The following is a 17378-nucleotide window of genomic DNA, read 5'->3' on the forward strand; positions in this document are numbered from 1 at the left end:
CCTGATCTATGAATACCGCAAGACAAATCTTAACTTAACACCCTAACCTTTTGGTCTCGAATATGGGGAGTGTTATACTTATCTCCCGGATTTTTTTATTTATATGCTTATATAATTTCTCTTTTGCCAAGGTACGTTTACCTCGTTTGTTAGAACCTTCAGGTTTTTCCTTATGAAGATCATTAAGTCTAAAAGCCATCGCTCCCAATACAACATCAAGACATTGCATAAGAATATGCTTTTTTGAATCAACTTCATAAATCGATTCTTTCTTTATTTTAATTTTTGTTTCAATAAACTCGGGGAGATATTGTATTCCATAAATAAAATTTTTGAATTGTTCATTTTTCTTGTCACTATCTGGCAACTTATCGAAGAAAACTTCTAAATCCACAGGGATGTCTGATGGTAAATATCGCAGCCCAAAGGCTAATTTTATAAAATGATAATACAAAATATGATATTGATTATCGTGGTGTTCTTTGGTCAATTGGGTCGGTATAAATCTATTATCTGTAAACATGATTCTAACCTTTATGACATTAACCTTTACAAACTCAAAAAAGACATCAACAATAGCTATGTACTGTTCAAGTTTGAAAGTATTTACATTACCCCATTTTAATTCGGAGTTCTCGATTTCTAAATCCTGCACCTTGCTTAACAGAACGTTTTTAACTTTTTCGAAATCAATTTTATCAATTAAAATTCCGCCATAGAAGTTGGAATAATATTTCCCTCTCTTTAAAGATTCATCACAAAATATATAGAAGCCTGCCATTATTATTTTTTAGTAAAACTAAGAAAATATCAATAGGCAATATGAAATTACTTTTTATAGGGATTATCAATTATTAATGTAGTAGTTGACACTGATATAGTACTGATAACCTCTCCGGAAACACCATGAAGGGCCCCGAAAACAAACACTAATGCCCACCACTTATATTCAAATTAGTTTACAAATTGGAGCAAAGTCAGCTATTTTTTTGAAGAAGATTCAATATGTAAAATGACAGTCATCAGACCTAACCGCCTAATTCACCACATCGTACTCGCTATACTCATTGTATATAGTGGTTAGTTTGCCATTTTTGAAAGTTAACCTGACAGTAGATCTTCCGCTTACTCCGGGCCGGACATTTTCGAAAAAATAGAATAACCACTCTCCGTTATCTATCATACCCGGGTCAATGGCTTTGTTCAGGGGTTTGTCGGACAACTGGATTTGATAGGTATTGTTGTAAGCAGGCAATTGATAAAGGGCGTGTAATTTGGAATAGATGCCGCTAACCGGATCGCCTTTTTTGAGGGCGATTTCATCCGGGACATCCAAGGGCCATTTGGTGGTTTCGTCCGGAAGAGCACCGCCCACCTCGACCGAATTTATCGTATCTCCAATATAGCGGATAACCACCCGCTCCAACTCGCCGGTATTTTTTATCAGGGTAAGTGCATAATAGAATGCTAAACGGTCTTTTACATTCTCCGGGCTGGAAAATGGTTTTTGATTAGCCAGACCAAGGTCGTAGAAACCTTTTTCTTTTCCCAGCGCCTGAACCTGTCTGTAAATATCTGCAGTAGAGGCTCCGATTCTAAGCCCCCACTTACTGCCGAAGACAATAGTTTCGACACGGGGACCATTATTTTTTAGACAGGAAGATAAGCATAATGACGGCAGGAGGAGTACGAATAGGTATTTCATAAATTAAACAGTTAGGTAAGACAAAAGAACGGATTTTGCAGGAGAATCCGAAGGCTTTAATTGAAATTTAATGAATGGATAACCTAAAAATCCAAAGAAAGACTGAACGTTTTTTGGGTATCGCTGACCTCGATCTCCTGCGAAGCCGATAGATTCACCATATTTCCATTATTATCATAACTCAGGTTTGCCGCCAGGGTATATTTACCAAAGGGTATATTGGTGCCGGTATACGTCCCGTCCTGGCCTGCTGCTGATTTTTTCAGCGCCAAAGGATTACCGGGATTACTTTTATCTGTAAGTGTCACCGAGCTTGCCGTCAAACCCGCTTTTATGATATCTGCTCCCGGAGGGTCCACGCTTTTGGTTATTGCGTCACTAAAGGCCAACTGGAGAGTAATATCCGTTTGTTTGGGCATGGCTCCGCCATTGCTGGAATCGGGGAAAATTACTTTCTTCACGCTGTCCAATAGCTTCATTAGTCTGCCGGAATAGAAACCGGCCATAAAGGAGAATACGATAAGGCCGTGATTCACACTGATATTGATAAAATTCCCGCTCTTTTCGGTAAAATAACCATACCCGAGAACGATTACCAGCGTGATTACCGGGGCATAGAACATTTTGGCCACCTGGGGAGCAATTTCGCTGGTATCGAATGGACCGATATCGTCTTTTTCGGCATTTTTTAATTTCAGTTGATTGGCCAGGCTGACATAATAGATCAGGCTGGTGATAACGCCGATCAGACTCCATAGGAAGGCTTCCCAATATAGTTTAGGGCCGCATAACCAGAAATAGCTGGCCATAAATATCTTTTTGTCGGCAATATAAAGACCGGCATCCCGCGTATTCAGCTCACACATACTGGAATCGATTTCTGCCAACTGCGCCGAATCGGTTTTGTTCTGAAATTCCGAATGCAGGAAACGGATGATCATTTGAGATCTTTTTTTGCGCAGGGCGATGATGGAGTCATTAAATCTTGCCTTCTTCGTATCATCGGCGGTGACATTAACGGATCTCATTTTTCCGGGTTGGGTTGAATCGGGCAGGAATTTAGTGGAGTCCTTCCGGTAATCAATAAGCAGAGCGGTTGGTGACTGTGCATCGGGGTAAATAGCCATCAGGCTATTCAGTACTTTAAGCTGGGCAGCATCCAATTGATTGTTCTCCTGTCCATTATTTCTGCGGTGTACCCCGAGATAGATCAAACTCAGGAGTATTTCCATCACACAAAGTGCGATTAGCCAGGAGGCGCCTGTCCACCAGGCAGCTTTGATCATTGAAGGATTGGTGGTGGCGGAATCGGTATACATAAAAAATAATTTAGAGGTTCATTAAGGACATTTTGAACAAATAGGTTAGAGAGCAGAAACCGAAAAGGTCATTGTAACCACGGAGGCACGGGGAAAGAGCAACGATCCGATAATATAAAGCGCTAGGATTGACAATGAAACCGGAATTACCCAATCCGGAGGGTTAAGGGGAGATGGCATAAGATTAGTTTTTATGCAGGCAAGATAGAGAGAGGTAATCCATTCAAATACGGGAAAAACACCTGATTACCTCCAGGAGCCCAATCCTATGCTCCGTAGATCGCCACCTTTTTTTGGGTAGTGGGCGCTATACGGGACCGTTTATGCCTATAAAGGGAAGAAGTTTTATTAGGTTGACTTAAAGACATGCGCGAAACCTCCCTAATTATAAGTTTGGCACTCGACCATGGCATTCTCCATGATCTCATTTAGTTGAATAAGCTGATTTTGATAACGGAGGTTATTTTTCATATTGGTAAAAAAGCTGGAGAGATTAACGATCCAGTCGTAGGAATGGAGTTTCAGTGCAGGATAATCATTGTTGACACCAGCCATATGAAGGGCAGCTTTTATACTGGTAGCGTCACTATGGAGCCTGTCTTTATCTTTTTTGTTGGCCAGAATGCTATTCGAAATTGAGCTTTTTTCCTGATCAATATATTGGCCATTGGAAACGAGAAATCTGGTGAATTCTTCTCTGTTTACATGACTCCTTATATCAGTTACCATCCTGGTCCATCTGTCTACATCCTCATCATTCCTTTTTTCATAATCATCCACCTTGCCAATCAGGGCATTATACCTGGCGTCGAAAATACCATATTGAGCATTCCATTGCTGGTAAGTGTCACAGGCGGCGATGGAGTTCTTAAAGGTTATACATGCTGTCACCATTTCGTTCAGCGTAGACTCGAATTCTCCATTGTCGTTCTTGAATGTACTATTTACTGTCAGGAAAGGATAATATTTTGACTGAACATTTTGGGTTATATTATAGTCCCGGGTTAATTTATTTACATTTTTTTCAAACATGTTTAGCGGAGGCAATTTGGAGGGGTCCACGATCGGATTGGATAAAATAGTGAGTCTGGTAATGTAAAAGGAGGGAATGGCCCAGGTAAAGGAGCCTCCTTCATTATAGGATCCGGAAATGACGCCAATGGCCCCGTTTTGCGTAAGCACTGGTGCCCCGCTGTCTCCGTCATATATAGTGGTAGAGATCCCCAGTAAATTTAAATTCAGGCCATACCGGAAGCAATCTATCTTTTTAGCCTCAATGTATTCATTGTTGGTAAAGGATACCGGATAATGGGAATAGGTTATTGTTTTGGGGTGACCGATAAAATGCCCTGGAATGGAAGTGAGGTTTTGAGGCAGATTTTCGATCAGGGTAAACGCTTTGATGCGCGAAGGATGTTTGGTCGTCCGGTAATTAAGCAGGACCAGATCCTTTTGTTCGTCATATCCGGCAATGGAAATACTGGTCAGATCGCCGTCGACACATTTTACTTCTATTGTCCTGGCGCCATATATGACATGGTAAGCTGTGCAAATATAAATCTGGTTGTTGACCTTAGCGAAGAAGCCGGATCCGCTTTGACCGCGACCTCCAGTGGTATTGGCATAGATCCTGACGGTGGCGTCTTCTTCATTATCGGCAAAAACCTTGGAATTGTTTGCTAAAAAGAGCAGGCAGGCAAGAAGAGGGGATAGTATTTTATTCATGGATGGTTTAAATTAATGAACGCATGAAGGGCTGAATCTGCAGATATTTCACCTCTATTGAATTTTAACTCAATAAGATTGGATTCGTTACTTCTTAAATACATTTCAATTGGCCTCTTGGTTACATTATCCTTTCCAGTGGAGTCGTTCGTTTTTGTGGGCACAGTATGTTGTGCGATTAGATCCGGATTGGTTAGAAGGCTGTTCATCTTGATGTATATTCCCAGCAGAATACCTCCGGCGCAAAACACCGAAAAGCCAAATAAGACCAGGCCGATCTTAATTTGATCGGAAGATGTTTTGCTGATAAAATCAATCAATAGCTTACCCCCGGCAAAAGCGAATAAGGCGGTAATAATGGCCCCAGCGATCGGCGAGGAGGTTATGCCCGTGATCAGGCCGATCAGGGTACCAAAAGAGGCAAAACCCAACAGTAGTGACAGATTGGCTTTCATGTAAGTAATATACGGAAAACTGAAGGGAATTCATTAGGGGAAAAACACCCTTTTTTACTGGGGTGGAGCAGCGATAAGTATGCGGAAATGCAATCCCCCCTTGTTATATTCCTTCAAATTTACTAACTTAACTCCTTGATATCAAACAACCTGCCTTTCCTATGCCCGAAATAACCTATTTCGATCTCGAAGTTGATCCCATTACCCAAAATTTGCTGGACATTGGATGTGTCAACTCCAGCCACGCAGTCTTCCACAAAAAATCACTTCCCGAATTCTTTTCATTTATTGCCAAAAGCGATTTTCTCTGTGGACACAATATATTCAGACATGACCTGGCGTTTCTGCAAAAACATCTTGATGACTTGGAATATGGGCTGAGCCGGGCTATAGATACCTTACCCCTTTCTGCGCTGTTTTTTCCCAATCAGCCTTATCATCGGCTGACAAAGGGTGATAAACTCCAGTCTGAAGAAAGGAATAATCCCGTCAGCGATGCTAAAAAATCCAGGGAACTCCTTATGGATGAGATAGCTGCTTTTACCGAATTGCCGGAACCGTTTCGGAAAATTTTGTTCCAGCTTCTTCATGGCGAAACTGAGTTCTCCAATTTCTTCCGGTTTATAAACTATTCAGCGCCAGGCACCCCGGAAAAAACAGAGAAAGAGATCCGGGACCTGTTTAAAGACCGGATTTGCGGAGAGGCTGATATCAGGACGCTGATGCAGGCACCTATACCACTGGCTTATACACTTGTCTTCATTTGGAATAAGGAGATTTTCCCTGCCTGGTTATTAAAGAATTACTCTCGGATACAGATAGTCCGTTTTCTTCTGAATGGGGTGCCCTGTGGAAAAGGTTGCACATATTGCCGAAAGGCATTGGATCCGATAACTGCCTTACAGCGTTTCTTTGGTTTGGAACATTTTCGGAAATTTGGAGATATACCTTTACAAGAGGAAGCCGTCCAGGCAGCCATTCAGAACCAGTCACTTTTGACTATTTTTCCTACTGGCGGTGGCAAATCCATCACCTTTCAGTTGCCGGCTTTAATGAGCGGAGACAATGCAAATGCCCTGACAGTTGTAATATCTCCCCTTCAATCTCTGATGAAAGATCAGGTTGATGGTCTGGAAAAGAAGCATCATATTACTGATGCAGTTGCTATTAGTGGTTTGTTGAGTCAGATAGAAAAAGCCGAGGCTATCCATCAAGTTGAGGAGGGTAGGGCTTGCCTTTTGTACATTGCTCCTGAATCCCTTCGTTCGCTTTCCATCGAGCAGTTGTTATTAAAAAGAGAAATCGCCCGGTTTGTGATTGACGAGGCCCACTGTTTTTCTGCTTGGGGTCAGGATTTTAGGGTTGACTATTTATATATAGGAGAGTTCATAAGGGAGTTGGAGAATAATAAGCGGTGCGGGAAAATCCCCATTTCATGTTTCACTGCCACGGCCAAGCAGAAAGTAATAGAGGATATTGGACAATACTTTAAAGAAAAACTGGGTTTGGATTTAAAACTATTCAGAGCGGATACGGCCCGGGCTAATCTGCATTATCGGGTATGGGAAACGAAAAGTGACGATGAAAAATATGCCCGGCTGAGAGAGCTCATCGAAGCAAAGCCTTGCCCTGTGATTGTATACGTTTCCAGAACAAAAATAGCCGATGAGCTGGCCAGGAAATTAACGGGTGATGGATTTCCTGCATTGGCATTCCATGGTAAAATGGACAAAGATCAAAAGACCATGAATCAAAATGAATTTATGGATGGGAAGGTTAATATCATGGTTGCCACTTCCGCCTTCGGAATGGGAGTAGATAAAGCAGATGTGGGTATGGTCATCCATTATAACATATCCGATTCCCTGGAGAACTATATACAGGAGGCAGGAAGGGCTGGGCGCAATGAATTGCTTTCTGCCGATTGTTATATCCTCTACGATGAAGAAGACCTTGACCGGCATTTTATCCTGCATAATCAAACGAAACTCAGCCTAAAGGAAATCAAACAGGTCTGGAAAGCCGTGAAAGAACTCACGCAGATCCGAAATAATGCCTCTTATTCAGCTCTTGAAATAGCCCGCAAAGCAGGATGGGATGAAAATGTCCGTGACACGGAGACAAGGGTAACGACGACAATCGCGGCACTGGAGGAAGTAAAATATGTACGGCGCGGGAGAAATTATCCATGGGTTTATGCGAATAGTATTCTTTGTAATACAGCCCAGGAGGCCTTTGACAGGATCGAAACATCAGAGATGTTTGTTGCAGATGGACAAATGGAAAATGCTAAGCGTATCATCAGCAGGCTTTTTTCCAGTAAAAGCAAAAGACTATCCAAGGAGGAAAAGGCAGAATCAAGGGTAGATTACCTTGCGGATCAATTAGGTTTATCTAAGGAAGAAGTCATCAGAATAATAACCTTGTTAAAGGACCTCCAGATATTGGCAGATACAAAAGATATCAGGGTGTTTATAAAGAAAGGAGAAAGAAGTAACCAGTCTTTATCTGATCTGGATATCTTTAGGAAAATAGAATATGAATTAGGAAAGAGGCTTACCGAGAAGGAAATAGTCTGGCATTTAAAAGAATTGAACACAGCCCTGCAAAATAAGGAAATTCCCGATTGCTCTGTGAAGAAGATAAGGACGATCATTAACTTTTGGACTATAAAGGGCTGGGTCAACCGGAGGAACCATGACCATTCGGGAAATAACCTGCAGCTTAACCTTGCCATCTCCCGAAAAGAATTCGAAGAAAAAATGGATCGCCGGCACTATTTGTCTGCTTTTGCTATTCTTTATCTATTTCAGAAATCCCCGGTTTCCTCTCCTGACCCCTCCGAAGGCGCTTTCCACAGCGAAGGCCCCAGAACTTCGGTAGAAGAAGGAATGTATATTGAGTTTTCAGTGCTGGAGTTGAAAAAGGAGGCCGAGCTGAACGACCGTCTTCACGGAAAAAAATATTCCATCGACGACGTGGAAGAAGCGCTCTTTTATTTGTCGCGGATTGATGCACTTCGAATTGATGGAGGGTTTATGGTCATCTATAACAGGCTTTCCATCGAGAGGGTAGAAAAAAATAGTAAACAATATACTTCGGCCGATTACAGAAAACTGGAGAACTATTATCTACATAAGGTACATCAGATCCATATCGTGGGTGAATATGCAAGGAAAATGATTCTTAGTGAAAAAGAAGCCTTAGCCTTTTCCAGGGATTATTTTAACATGGACTTTTTCCGATTTTTAAAAAAGTATTTCCCTGGCCAAAGGCAGGCTGAGATTAGTCGTACCCTGACTCCCGCTAAATTCAGCAAACTTTTCGGGAGACTATCATCCCGGCAGTTGGAGATCATTAACGACGTTATACATCGATTCGTTGTGGTTGCCGCCGGTCCAGGTAGTGGAAAAACGAAAGTATTGGTCCATAAGCTGGCTTCTTTATTGCTCTTCGAGGATGTAAAGCCTGAACAATTATTAATGCTGACCTTTTCAAGGGCGGCGGCAACGGAATTTAAGACCCGGCTTTTGGATCTCATAGGAGAGATGGCACATTTTGTAGAGATCAAAACCTTTCATTCCTATTGTTTTGACCTTCTGGGAAGGGTAGGGAATATCGATCATTCGGATAAAGTGGTAAAAGAGACAGTCAAGAAGATTCAGGATAATGACATTGAAGAAAGCAAGATCTCAAAGACAGTCCTGGTGATAGATGAAGCGCAGGATATGGATGAGGCACAATTTGAGCTTGTACAGGTTTTGATAGAGCAGAATGAAGACATGCGGGTTATAATGGTAGGAGATGACGATCAGAATATCTTTGCCTTCAGAGGTGCCAGTTCAGCTTATATGAAGCATTTTATGAGTATGAAAGAAACCGCCGTTTACGAATTGACAGAGAATTTTCGCAGCGGTGAAAAGATCGTAAGTTTTGCCAATCAATGGGCCGGTCGGATCGTTAATCGTTTGAAAACAACTCTTGGAGTTTCCGTAATGCCAGAGGATACCAGGGTTTCCCTTAAAGCCTACAGTTGTCCTAATCTCATTGTGCCGGTTTCAGCTGCAGTCCGGAAGGCCGGCCTGTCAGGTACAACAGGAATAATGGTCAGGACTAATGAGGAGGCAATCCAGATGACGGCCGTACTTCGCCATTTAGGCATGAAGGCAAAGCTAATTCAGGATAATGAAAGGTTCCCTCTTTCTCGTTTATATGAGCTAAGGGCATTTTCTTTGTTGCTGGGAGAGGTTGAAGGTGTTCCACGTATCAGTCAATCGAAATGGAATGCCGCTATTCAACAATTTTCCGATCTTTTTCGGGCTAGCGCACTCTTGGATCTGGTACTTACTATTGCGGGGCAGTTCGAAATGGCACACCCAAGCGATAAATACTATTCGGATTGGATTGCCTTTATACGAGAGTCTCAGCTGGAGGATTTCGCTAATATTGAGGACTCTGCCATTTATGTTTCTACCATACATAAGGTGAAAGGCAAACAGTTTGATAACGTAGTTGTGTTGCTTAATGGCTCCCAGCCCTCAACAGACGATGAAAAAAGGCTGCTTTATGTAGCTATTACCCGGGCAAAGACATGCTTGGATATTCATTATCAAGGGAATTACCTGGAACGGTTTGCCTCAACTGTTATCCTGCATGACTATGATGAAGAAAATTACCCGGAACCGGAACAACTAGCTTTTATCCTCACTCATAAGGATGTAAACCTGGGGCATTTTAAATCAGTCCAGACTGCGATTGAGGAATTGTATAGTGGAGATCAATTGTTGATTTGCAAAGAAGGATTGACCAATCCGGCCGGTCATCTTATTGTAAAATTCTCAAGAAGGTTCATTGAATTACTGGAGACTCGCGAGCAGCAAGGATACCATCCGCTTCGGGCTCACGTAAATTTCATTGTTTATTGGATGGATAAAGATGCTAATGAAGAATCTAAGATCGTATTGCCTGAATTGCTACTTAGTAAGTAAACGATTGATAATTGACGGAGGTCTTACCCGGCTTAATCTTGGATGATTATCTTATTTTTGAGTTAAATGTTTTTGTAAGCAGATACTTCATTTCACTACAAATCTCATCAATTCCGGATCGTTCAAAATCCTCCCAATCTCCACCATCACCAATCCTTCAACCTCATCCCTTACCTGTAAAAAGGTCTCAGCCAATATCTCCGCATCTACCCCCCGAACAACAGGCAAAGGCAAGAGCCCCTTAATAGGCCTTCCCCGCCGCAATCTCCCATGAAATGCCTTCATCTCCAATTTATCCCCCGGATCATCCGCTACAATGCCCAGGAATTCCCCGGAGGAAAGATTTGCAATCGTGGCCGGCGAAACCGTTGGTTCCCATTGCTGGGATTGACTGATGGAAGTATCGGAACTATTAGCCGAAAAGGAAGCCTTGGTCTGAAGAATTTTGGGGAAGCGTTCGCTGATCCAACGGGCGGTCTCACCGCCTACCTGTCCGCAGAAAAGATTTCCGGCTATGTTCAGAAATAGGTCGGCTTCTTCCCGGGAATATTGAGTTCGTAATTGGCTGAGGTCCTGAACGGCCAGGATAGGAACTACATTATTAGACCTGGCGGTCGCGATAGTGGTTGTGGTACTATATGCCCGGACGGTGGCAAATTCGTCACATACAAGGGCGCATTTATAACGACCAGGCCGGTTGATCCGTTTGTTTAGGCGATCGATATAGAGGGAAAGTATAGGAGCAAGAGCCTCCTGCCGGGGTGGATCGCCACCGAGACAAAGGATCTTCGGGGAAGCAGGATCGTTGATATCCAGGGTAAGGTCATTGCCCGTGAGGATATAATACAGATCAGGAGAGGCCAGACGACCTAAGGGAATCTTGGCCGAGGAAATCTGGCTGTTTAGCAATTCCATGTTTTTATTACGGAAGGCATTGATAAAGGGATTGATCAGGGTACTGATCTCTGGTTCAGCATTGAGGATGGTGAATAGCTTATCATAAGGTACTTGTGCCAGTTCGATGACATGCGGAAGGGTGCAGTAACGACCTTCCTGGTATTTCCGGAGGAACCAGATCAGGGCACCCAGGAAATTAATGGGCGACTCCACAAAAAAATCCCCCTGTTGGTGGATCCAGGTCTTGTTCATACTCAGCAGGATCGTTCGAGCTGCACCAATGGCATCAGCGACAGTGTCCAGGGTAACCGGATCGAGGAGATTACAGCGATGACTGCGGGAGAGATCGGTAAAATTGATGGAATAGAAACCCGAATTGGCTGGATAACGATTCCGGTAAGTCTGAAAATACGTATAAGCCAGGCGCGTCAGGCTATCATATTTAAAATCATAGAGGAATAGCGCAAAACCCTTTTCTACGAGTTGGCGCAGCAACGGCTCGATGATAAAATAAGATTTACCGCAGCCCGGTGAACCGAGTATGAAAACTCCGCGACGGGGATTGATAATATTGATCCAGCTATTGCGTTCATTGCCTCTATAGGTATAATGGGCTGGAAGGTGAAGGGAGAAATCTGTTTTTCGTAATTGTTCCTCCTGCGGAAAACCTGCCTTTCCGCGACCAAAAGGGTCATCTGTCCGGAAGACCAAGGGCAAGATCCGGGAAAGACGGGCCCCGCCGGTCATGATTCCGAGATATCCTACCGTTGTAACCAGCATGTAAAGGATAGCCCCTTCCATAAGCGATTCCTGGTTCAGTTCTTCGCTCCTGCCAGGTAGAAAATGTACACTAGTTAAGAAAACAATAAGTCCGGCGCTGGTCAGCAGCACTACCGAGCAATAGGTGACCTTTTCGTTTTTCCGGCCGGCCAAACCAATCAGGGATAAAACCAGAAAAACCAGGCAGAGTCCTTTGGCATAGATGGGACGCTCAAAAAGACCTGTGTGAACAAAACTGGAAAAGATCCGGTCCGGTATTTTCCCGGTAAGGCCCCATTTCACAAAAGCGCCGTAACAGATATAATAGAAGTGCAGGAGCAACAGAATGACGCTGACCAGCCGGGTCAGATCCCGGATCGTGCGTAAGGCTTGTTGATCTTCTCCGTTTCTCATTTTTTAATTTTAAAGCCCATCCTTGAGATCTGGGTCTTAAAAGGAAAGGCTTAAAAGGTCGGGCGGATGCGATGGGTTTGTTTTTGTTCCAAGGTTTGATCCAATGTTTGTGCTTGATCCTTCACTCCCCGTTGTCGAAGTCCTTCCAGGGTGTAACGGTGACCCAGGGCCTGACCTTCAAACGTGGTTTTAGTCAATTGGTCCTTATAAAACACCCCATCTTTTCGTATTTCCATGCTTACTCTTTCCTGGGCAAGATCTTCTCTAAGGGTATTAAAATCATGAGATTTGCCTGCCAGCACCCATTCGATGGCGGTGATAACCCGTTGGCTTTTTGGGTCGGACTGGAAATTCCGAATGGGCTTAGATTGCCTGGGCATTTCTGGTTTGAGCACATCTTCATGGACCAGTTCTTTTTTAGGAAGTTGTTTAATTTGATGGACAATATCCCTTTTATGTTCGGTCCTCATCTGTTTTATCCATTTCTTTAATTTATGACCGGTTTTTAAGAGATTATATTCAACCTCCAATTTATGGGTGATTTCCGATGAAAGGGAAAAGTCTGCTGGTGTTAAGAAAATTCCTTTTCCATGCTGTTTAACAGCCACGGTTAACAAGTGAATATGTGGATGGTTGGAATCATAATGGCGGTACATCAAATAGGGTTGTCGACCTAACCCCATTTTCTCCATATACTCCTTGCCCATCTTTAGCATTTTGTCATTGGATAATATTTCCTCCGGATAAAAGAGCAGGGCAATATGAAATACATGTTTTTTTATTCTTTCATTAAGAGAGGTAAGCCGGTTAAAATGGAACAGCTTATCTTTCAGAGTTAGTTGATCCAGATCTTTTACGAAGTTCTCGGCTGCCAGGCATTCTGCTTGTCCCCGTTCTATTTTTCGCTCATGATAGCGGAGAGTCTGGACCAGATGGTTTGTTTTTCTTATGTTTGCATACATTGGTCTACCAGTTTATTGATGGCTACCTGAATATGGTTCACTAACTGCAGGAACTCCACTTCTCCCTCGAAGGTTAGCCATTTTTTATCTCCTATCCTTCGTAATTCGTTCCTTAATTCTATGGCAACGTCCACGAACTCGTCAAAGGATTTATTGCGATAATAAGTCCTGACCGGTTTTTGAGTTAATAATTTCCGGCAGTATTCACTCAGGCTCCGATATATGGAATTCTGGAACCGCTCCCTTATTTTATAAAACTCTTCTGGAGGTAAATAAGCAATAATCAGGCATTGTTTGGTATGTTCTTTTAATTTGCGCATTGTATTTTGGCGTTTATGATCTTTTTTGGATGAATGGTCAGGACTAATTGTCTCCCCCCATGCTGTTCGTTTACCTGCAGAATCAACTCCTTTTCTTCGGCTAATACAAAAGGCTGGAAGCCGGTGAGAATGGTCTGTATCGAATCGCTTGGTACTGATTGGGATGAGTCTTTTCCGTCAACCGACTTTAGTGTGATCTCCTGAATGGCCGTTCTTTTTAACTGCCGCCTATCCCGGATAAACCAGCGTATATTTTCAGGGATAAAGTCAATGTGAGATTTATTCTGAATTGTAACCGAAAACCATAAGGTCTTATTTTTCAGATATATTCCCAACAAAGTAAGATGAACCTTCCCATTGCTGGTGGATTGATGTAAATAGGGGAGCGGAGGTTTTGTCCAGGCGGGGATGGCAGCATGGAGCTGGCTTGCCTCCATTGTATCTGTCACCAGCGATAATTTTGATGGACCGGATGACAAATTTCTCAATAACACCCGGTATCCAGATTTCACGCTTACCCGGACCAGTTTTATTTTATGGTGGAGCAGGGATTTCGCCGCCTGAATCCCTGCCGATGTTGCCTGACCGGTGATCGATCCATCAGGTGCATATAGTCCGATAGAGCTGATACCCTGATCCGCTGATTCTTTGCTGACATCCCGGGTGAGGAGTCCGGGGATAAAAATTCCGGGCATTCCATCCATATCATATACCTGCAACTTGACCGGAAATATGGAATTGCCTTCGCGGATCCCGTCGATCAGGATATCCATTCGGTCTTTATTGATAGTTCCCCATCCATAGACCAGTTGATCTTTACCTATTGGAATTTTGTTGATCGTGCATTTTTCGGTGATTCGCAGGGCGATCCGGGAGCCGGATACGATGGTCTGATTGCCTTCTATGACGGCTGGTATAGTTTTGGTTTCTGAAATCAGGGTACTTTCCTGCAAGGATGAGGTGATTGCTGGTTCTCCATTCGTTTGACCTTGTACCGTCCGTTGTATCTTAATGATCTTATCGAGCATGGTATTCAGTTTGTCCAGTTGCGGATCGTTCTCCGGTGTATCAGGCATTGGTCTGGCATTCTGAGAAAGTTGATCCAGTCGTTTCAATAAAGGAGATGATTTTTCCGAAGACCTCATTGATGATGGGCTTTCTGCCGATTTTAATGGGAAGGATAAAACAGATCTGTCAACTGATCTGACCGGATGCATGGACAAGGAATTTGATGATCCTGGCTCAGGGATTTCGGAGGGTGCCTGTTTAAGTGCTTGTTTCAATTGATCGATTTTCCTCAGCAGGATATCGGCACTGGAATCCGGAGGAGTCAAAGAGGCTGAGGCGACAATCCCTTTATGATACGGATCCTGGCGGGATATTTCCTGTTTTTTGATTGAATCGGCATCAGCCCGGGCGTAATATCCCAACTTGTCCAGTTTATCATCCTTGCGATCGAATTTAGCCTTGGGCAATTCGTTGTTGAATCCGCTTGCATTTTTGCCGGCGTTTTTGTCCGGTATTCCTAGTCCGCCGCCCATAGCCGCGAAAAGCCCGATTAGACCGGGTATGATCATTGCCGGGAAGAATAGAAGTTTTTTTCGTTTCATTCGGAATTTTGGGCTGTATGCGGTTGTGCTTTGATTTGTCATGCTTTTGATTTTTTATTGTTTATGATTTATTGCTTTTTTGATTGATCATAAGTGCTTTTAGCCAACCCTAACCTCCCCGTCGCTGATTTTCACTTCCTCCGATCGTCATTAGTATTCTGTTGGTCCAGGCCATTATTGTGCATTTGAATAAATCCCGGAGGTGAAAAAATGCGTCGGTTGAGGTGAGGGTCGGCATATGCGTTTAAAAATGCCAATTCCAATCTCCAATAAGAGGGGTCCTTTTCAATTCAAATCCTATTTTAAAATACCTACCGCTCTGCCACACTTAGTTCTGCATGGCAGCGATGTACTCAAATGCGACTTTATTTTTCGAGCACTTCCCGAAGTTGATAATTGGCTTGGCCCAATATTGAATTAATGCCAGGCTATAAATTAGTTTATGAGAAAAATCGGTCGCAGGTGAGCACATCGCTGCCAAAGAACCTCACCTGGCCAGCGCAACCTCACCGCCCCACAGCACTCAAATCCTTATTCTCCAGTGTCCCCCATTTCTCGATCAGAAACCCATGAGGATTATTATCCGAGCGGCTCGAATTACGCAGCCAGCCTTCCGTGATCAGACTGCGGGTGACCAGGCTGGTGGGGCGGATGATCCGTTGCCGGGCATAACACCGGAAATAATAAGGGTAGGTATGTGTATCCAGGGCGATGCTGTCTACCGTGATTTCCTGGCTGATATTTCCGGAAATGATCCCGGAATAATAGCCGTTCTCTTTCAGATTATCGTAGAGGCGTTTGGCAGAGCCATCGGCCAGGTAAAGAGCCCGGCCGGTATTGGTAGCGATCACTTTCTCATCCGGATCCAACGTGAAAAAATACTGGTGGAAGGAACGGATATGATCCCGGGCTTCGACAGGCATATTGTCCTGTCTATCTCGGGCAAAGGCTTCCATGGCTTTTCCGGAGGCGAGGATATAGATCCTGGACTGTGACTTTTCCACCAGCTTATAGGAAAGATGCAGTACATATCCGGAAAAGCAAACCACAGAGACTATAAGGACGATCATATACAGCCGCATATGCTGGAAGACAGTTTCTATATTTTTTGTTTTGGGGAACACGGTAAAATGATTTTTAACGGTTAAAAAATTGGTTACAAAATCCTGATCACAATACCAGGTTATAAAACAGCAATCCATCTATTAATCCGATTAGTCGCCAGATCCGTCGCATTACCACCAGCATGAACGATATAATTGGCAATGGCCGGGACCGTGAAATAACCGACAATGGACATGACGAGGAAGATCAGATAGGCGCTGTCTGTTGGACCGAAGGTGGTCATTCCGCTGGCGCTCAATTGAGCGATATCCAGTTTGATCATTTCCTGCTGGATCTGGGAGATGAGCGAACCGAAAATATTGGCTATCGGCAGCCAGAGAAATACATTGATATACCGCGCCACCCAATTGCTCAGGATACTTCCGAACCCATCGTAGACAGAAAGGCCGAAAGCCAGCGGACCCAAAATGGCCAGAATGATCAGGTAAAAGGTTCGTACCGTATTGATGCATAGAGCGGCGGATTCGAAGAGGACCTGCAGGATCTCCGATAACCAGACCTTCACCGAGCTCTTCATATTATAGGATATTTTGGCCATCTCGAATTTCATCCGGTTGGAAATGCCGGCAAATACCCCTGAATCGGCTTCTCCGGACAGGTCTTCCCATTTCGTGAGATCCCCCGATCCGGAAGGCCCCGTAAACATTTGCCATTCATTCGAATTCTTCATCGCGTCTTCCTTTTGTTGTAAAAGGGTAGCGACTGCCTGGTTGGAGTTTTGGACCAGGGCGGCTGTGCCGCTGACGGTGGGCTGCATGACGCCGTTGATCAGACCGATCAAAGAAGGGAAGAGCATGATGGCCATCCCGATGGCAAAGGGGCGAAGCAGGGGAAAAACATCAACTCCTTCAGCGCGGGCTATATTTTTCCATACGCGCACCGAGATATACAATAAAGCGCCAAAGCCCGCTATTCCTCTGGATACCCCGATCAGTTCCGAGGAATGAACGATCATATCGTCATAGACCTTTTGCAGAACCAGTTGTAAACCACCGATATCACCCGCTAATCCTTTGTCTTGTGCCAGGGACAGAAAAGGCAGGCACATTCCTGCTGCCAGTATGGGCAGAATCGTCCAGATTTTCTTTTGCATACATTA

General features: G+C 43.7%; 12 protein-coding genes. 1 reads left to right on the plus strand and 11 read right to left on the minus strand.

All coding sequences use genetic code 11. From position 1 onward, the window contains the following. Positions 1 to 34: 34 nt before the first annotated feature. The 5 genes from ACX0G9_RS26965 to ACX0G9_RS26985 form a co-directional block, all read right to left on the minus strand. On the minus strand, positions 35 to 781 hold the full coding sequence (locus ACX0G9_RS26965) for a DUF3800 domain-containing protein (protein ID WP_459068085.1): 747 nt from the start codon (positions 779 to 781) through the stop codon (positions 35 to 37). Positions 782 to 1036: 255 nt separating this feature from the next. Beyond that, complete coding sequence (locus ACX0G9_RS26970; protein ID WP_459068086.1) at positions 1037 to 1705, minus strand: hypothetical protein; 669 nt, start codon at positions 1703 to 1705, stop codon at positions 1037 to 1039. Between the two features lie 83 nt (positions 1706 to 1788). Then, on the minus strand, positions 1789 to 3024 hold the full coding sequence (locus ACX0G9_RS26975; protein WP_459068087.1) for a hypothetical protein: 1236 nt from the start codon (positions 3022 to 3024) through the stop codon (positions 1789 to 1791). A gap of 381 nt (positions 3025 to 3405) precedes the next feature. Then, positions 3406 to 4749, minus strand: coding sequence for a S1 family peptidase (locus ACX0G9_RS26980; RefSeq protein ID WP_459068088.1), 1344 nt, complete (start codon positions 4747 to 4749; stop codon positions 3406 to 3408). Further along, entirely contained in the window at positions 4746 to 5204 is a 459-nt protein-coding gene (locus tag ACX0G9_RS26985) for a hypothetical protein (protein WP_459068089.1), read from the minus strand. Before ACX0G9_RS26985 ends, ACX0G9_RS26980 begins: the two co-directional genes overlap by 4 nt. 161 nt (positions 5205 to 5365) lie before the next feature. Between ACX0G9_RS26985 and ACX0G9_RS26990 the strand changes: the two genes are divergently transcribed. After that, positions 5366 to 10192 carry a RecQ family ATP-dependent DNA helicase gene (locus tag ACX0G9_RS26990; RefSeq protein WP_459068090.1) on the plus strand — a complete coding sequence of 1609 codons (4827 nt, stop codon included), beginning with the start codon at positions 5366 to 5368 and terminating at the stop codon, positions 10190 to 10192. 87 nt (positions 10193 to 10279) lie between these two features. Here the strand turns inward: ACX0G9_RS26990 and ACX0G9_RS26995 are convergent, their stop codons facing one another. The 6 genes from ACX0G9_RS26995 to traJ all read right to left on the minus strand — a co-directional run bounded on the left by ACX0G9_RS26995 (position 10280) and on the right by traJ (position 17372). Beyond that, entirely contained in the window at positions 10280 to 12262 is a 1983-nt protein-coding gene (locus ACX0G9_RS26995; protein ID WP_459068091.1) for a YWFCY domain-containing protein, read from the minus strand. A gap of 50 nt (positions 12263 to 12312) precedes the next feature. Further along, positions 12313 to 13224: a relaxase/mobilization nuclease domain-containing protein gene (locus tag ACX0G9_RS27000; RefSeq protein ID WP_459068092.1), complete on the minus strand. Its 912-nt coding sequence runs from the start codon at positions 13222 to 13224 to the stop codon at positions 12313 to 12315. Further along, entirely contained in the window at positions 13209 to 13544 is a 336-nt protein-coding gene (locus tag ACX0G9_RS27005; RefSeq protein WP_459068093.1) for a hypothetical protein, read from the minus strand. The genes ACX0G9_RS27000 and ACX0G9_RS27005 overlap by 16 nt, the downstream gene beginning before the upstream one ends. Then, the gene (gene traM, locus ACX0G9_RS27010) at positions 13532 to 15154 is read right to left on the minus strand and encodes a conjugative transposon protein TraM (RefSeq protein WP_459068094.1); all 1623 of its coding nucleotides are present in this window, start codon (positions 15152 to 15154) and stop codon (positions 13532 to 13534) included. Before traM ends, ACX0G9_RS27005 begins: the two co-directional genes overlap by 13 nt. A 506-nt stretch (positions 15155 to 15660) precedes the next feature. Further along, entirely contained in the window at positions 15661 to 16278 is a 618-nt protein-coding gene (gene traK, locus ACX0G9_RS27015) for a conjugative transposon protein TraK (protein ID WP_459068095.1), read from the minus strand. A 59-nt stretch (positions 16279 to 16337) separates the two neighbouring features. Next, positions 16338 to 17372, minus strand: coding sequence for a conjugative transposon protein TraJ (gene traJ / locus ACX0G9_RS27020; protein ID WP_459068096.1), 1035 nt, complete (start codon positions 17370 to 17372; stop codon positions 16338 to 16340). Between the last annotated feature and the right edge of the window lie 6 nt (positions 17373 to 17378).

The organism is Flavitalea flava, from assembly GCF_054461575.1.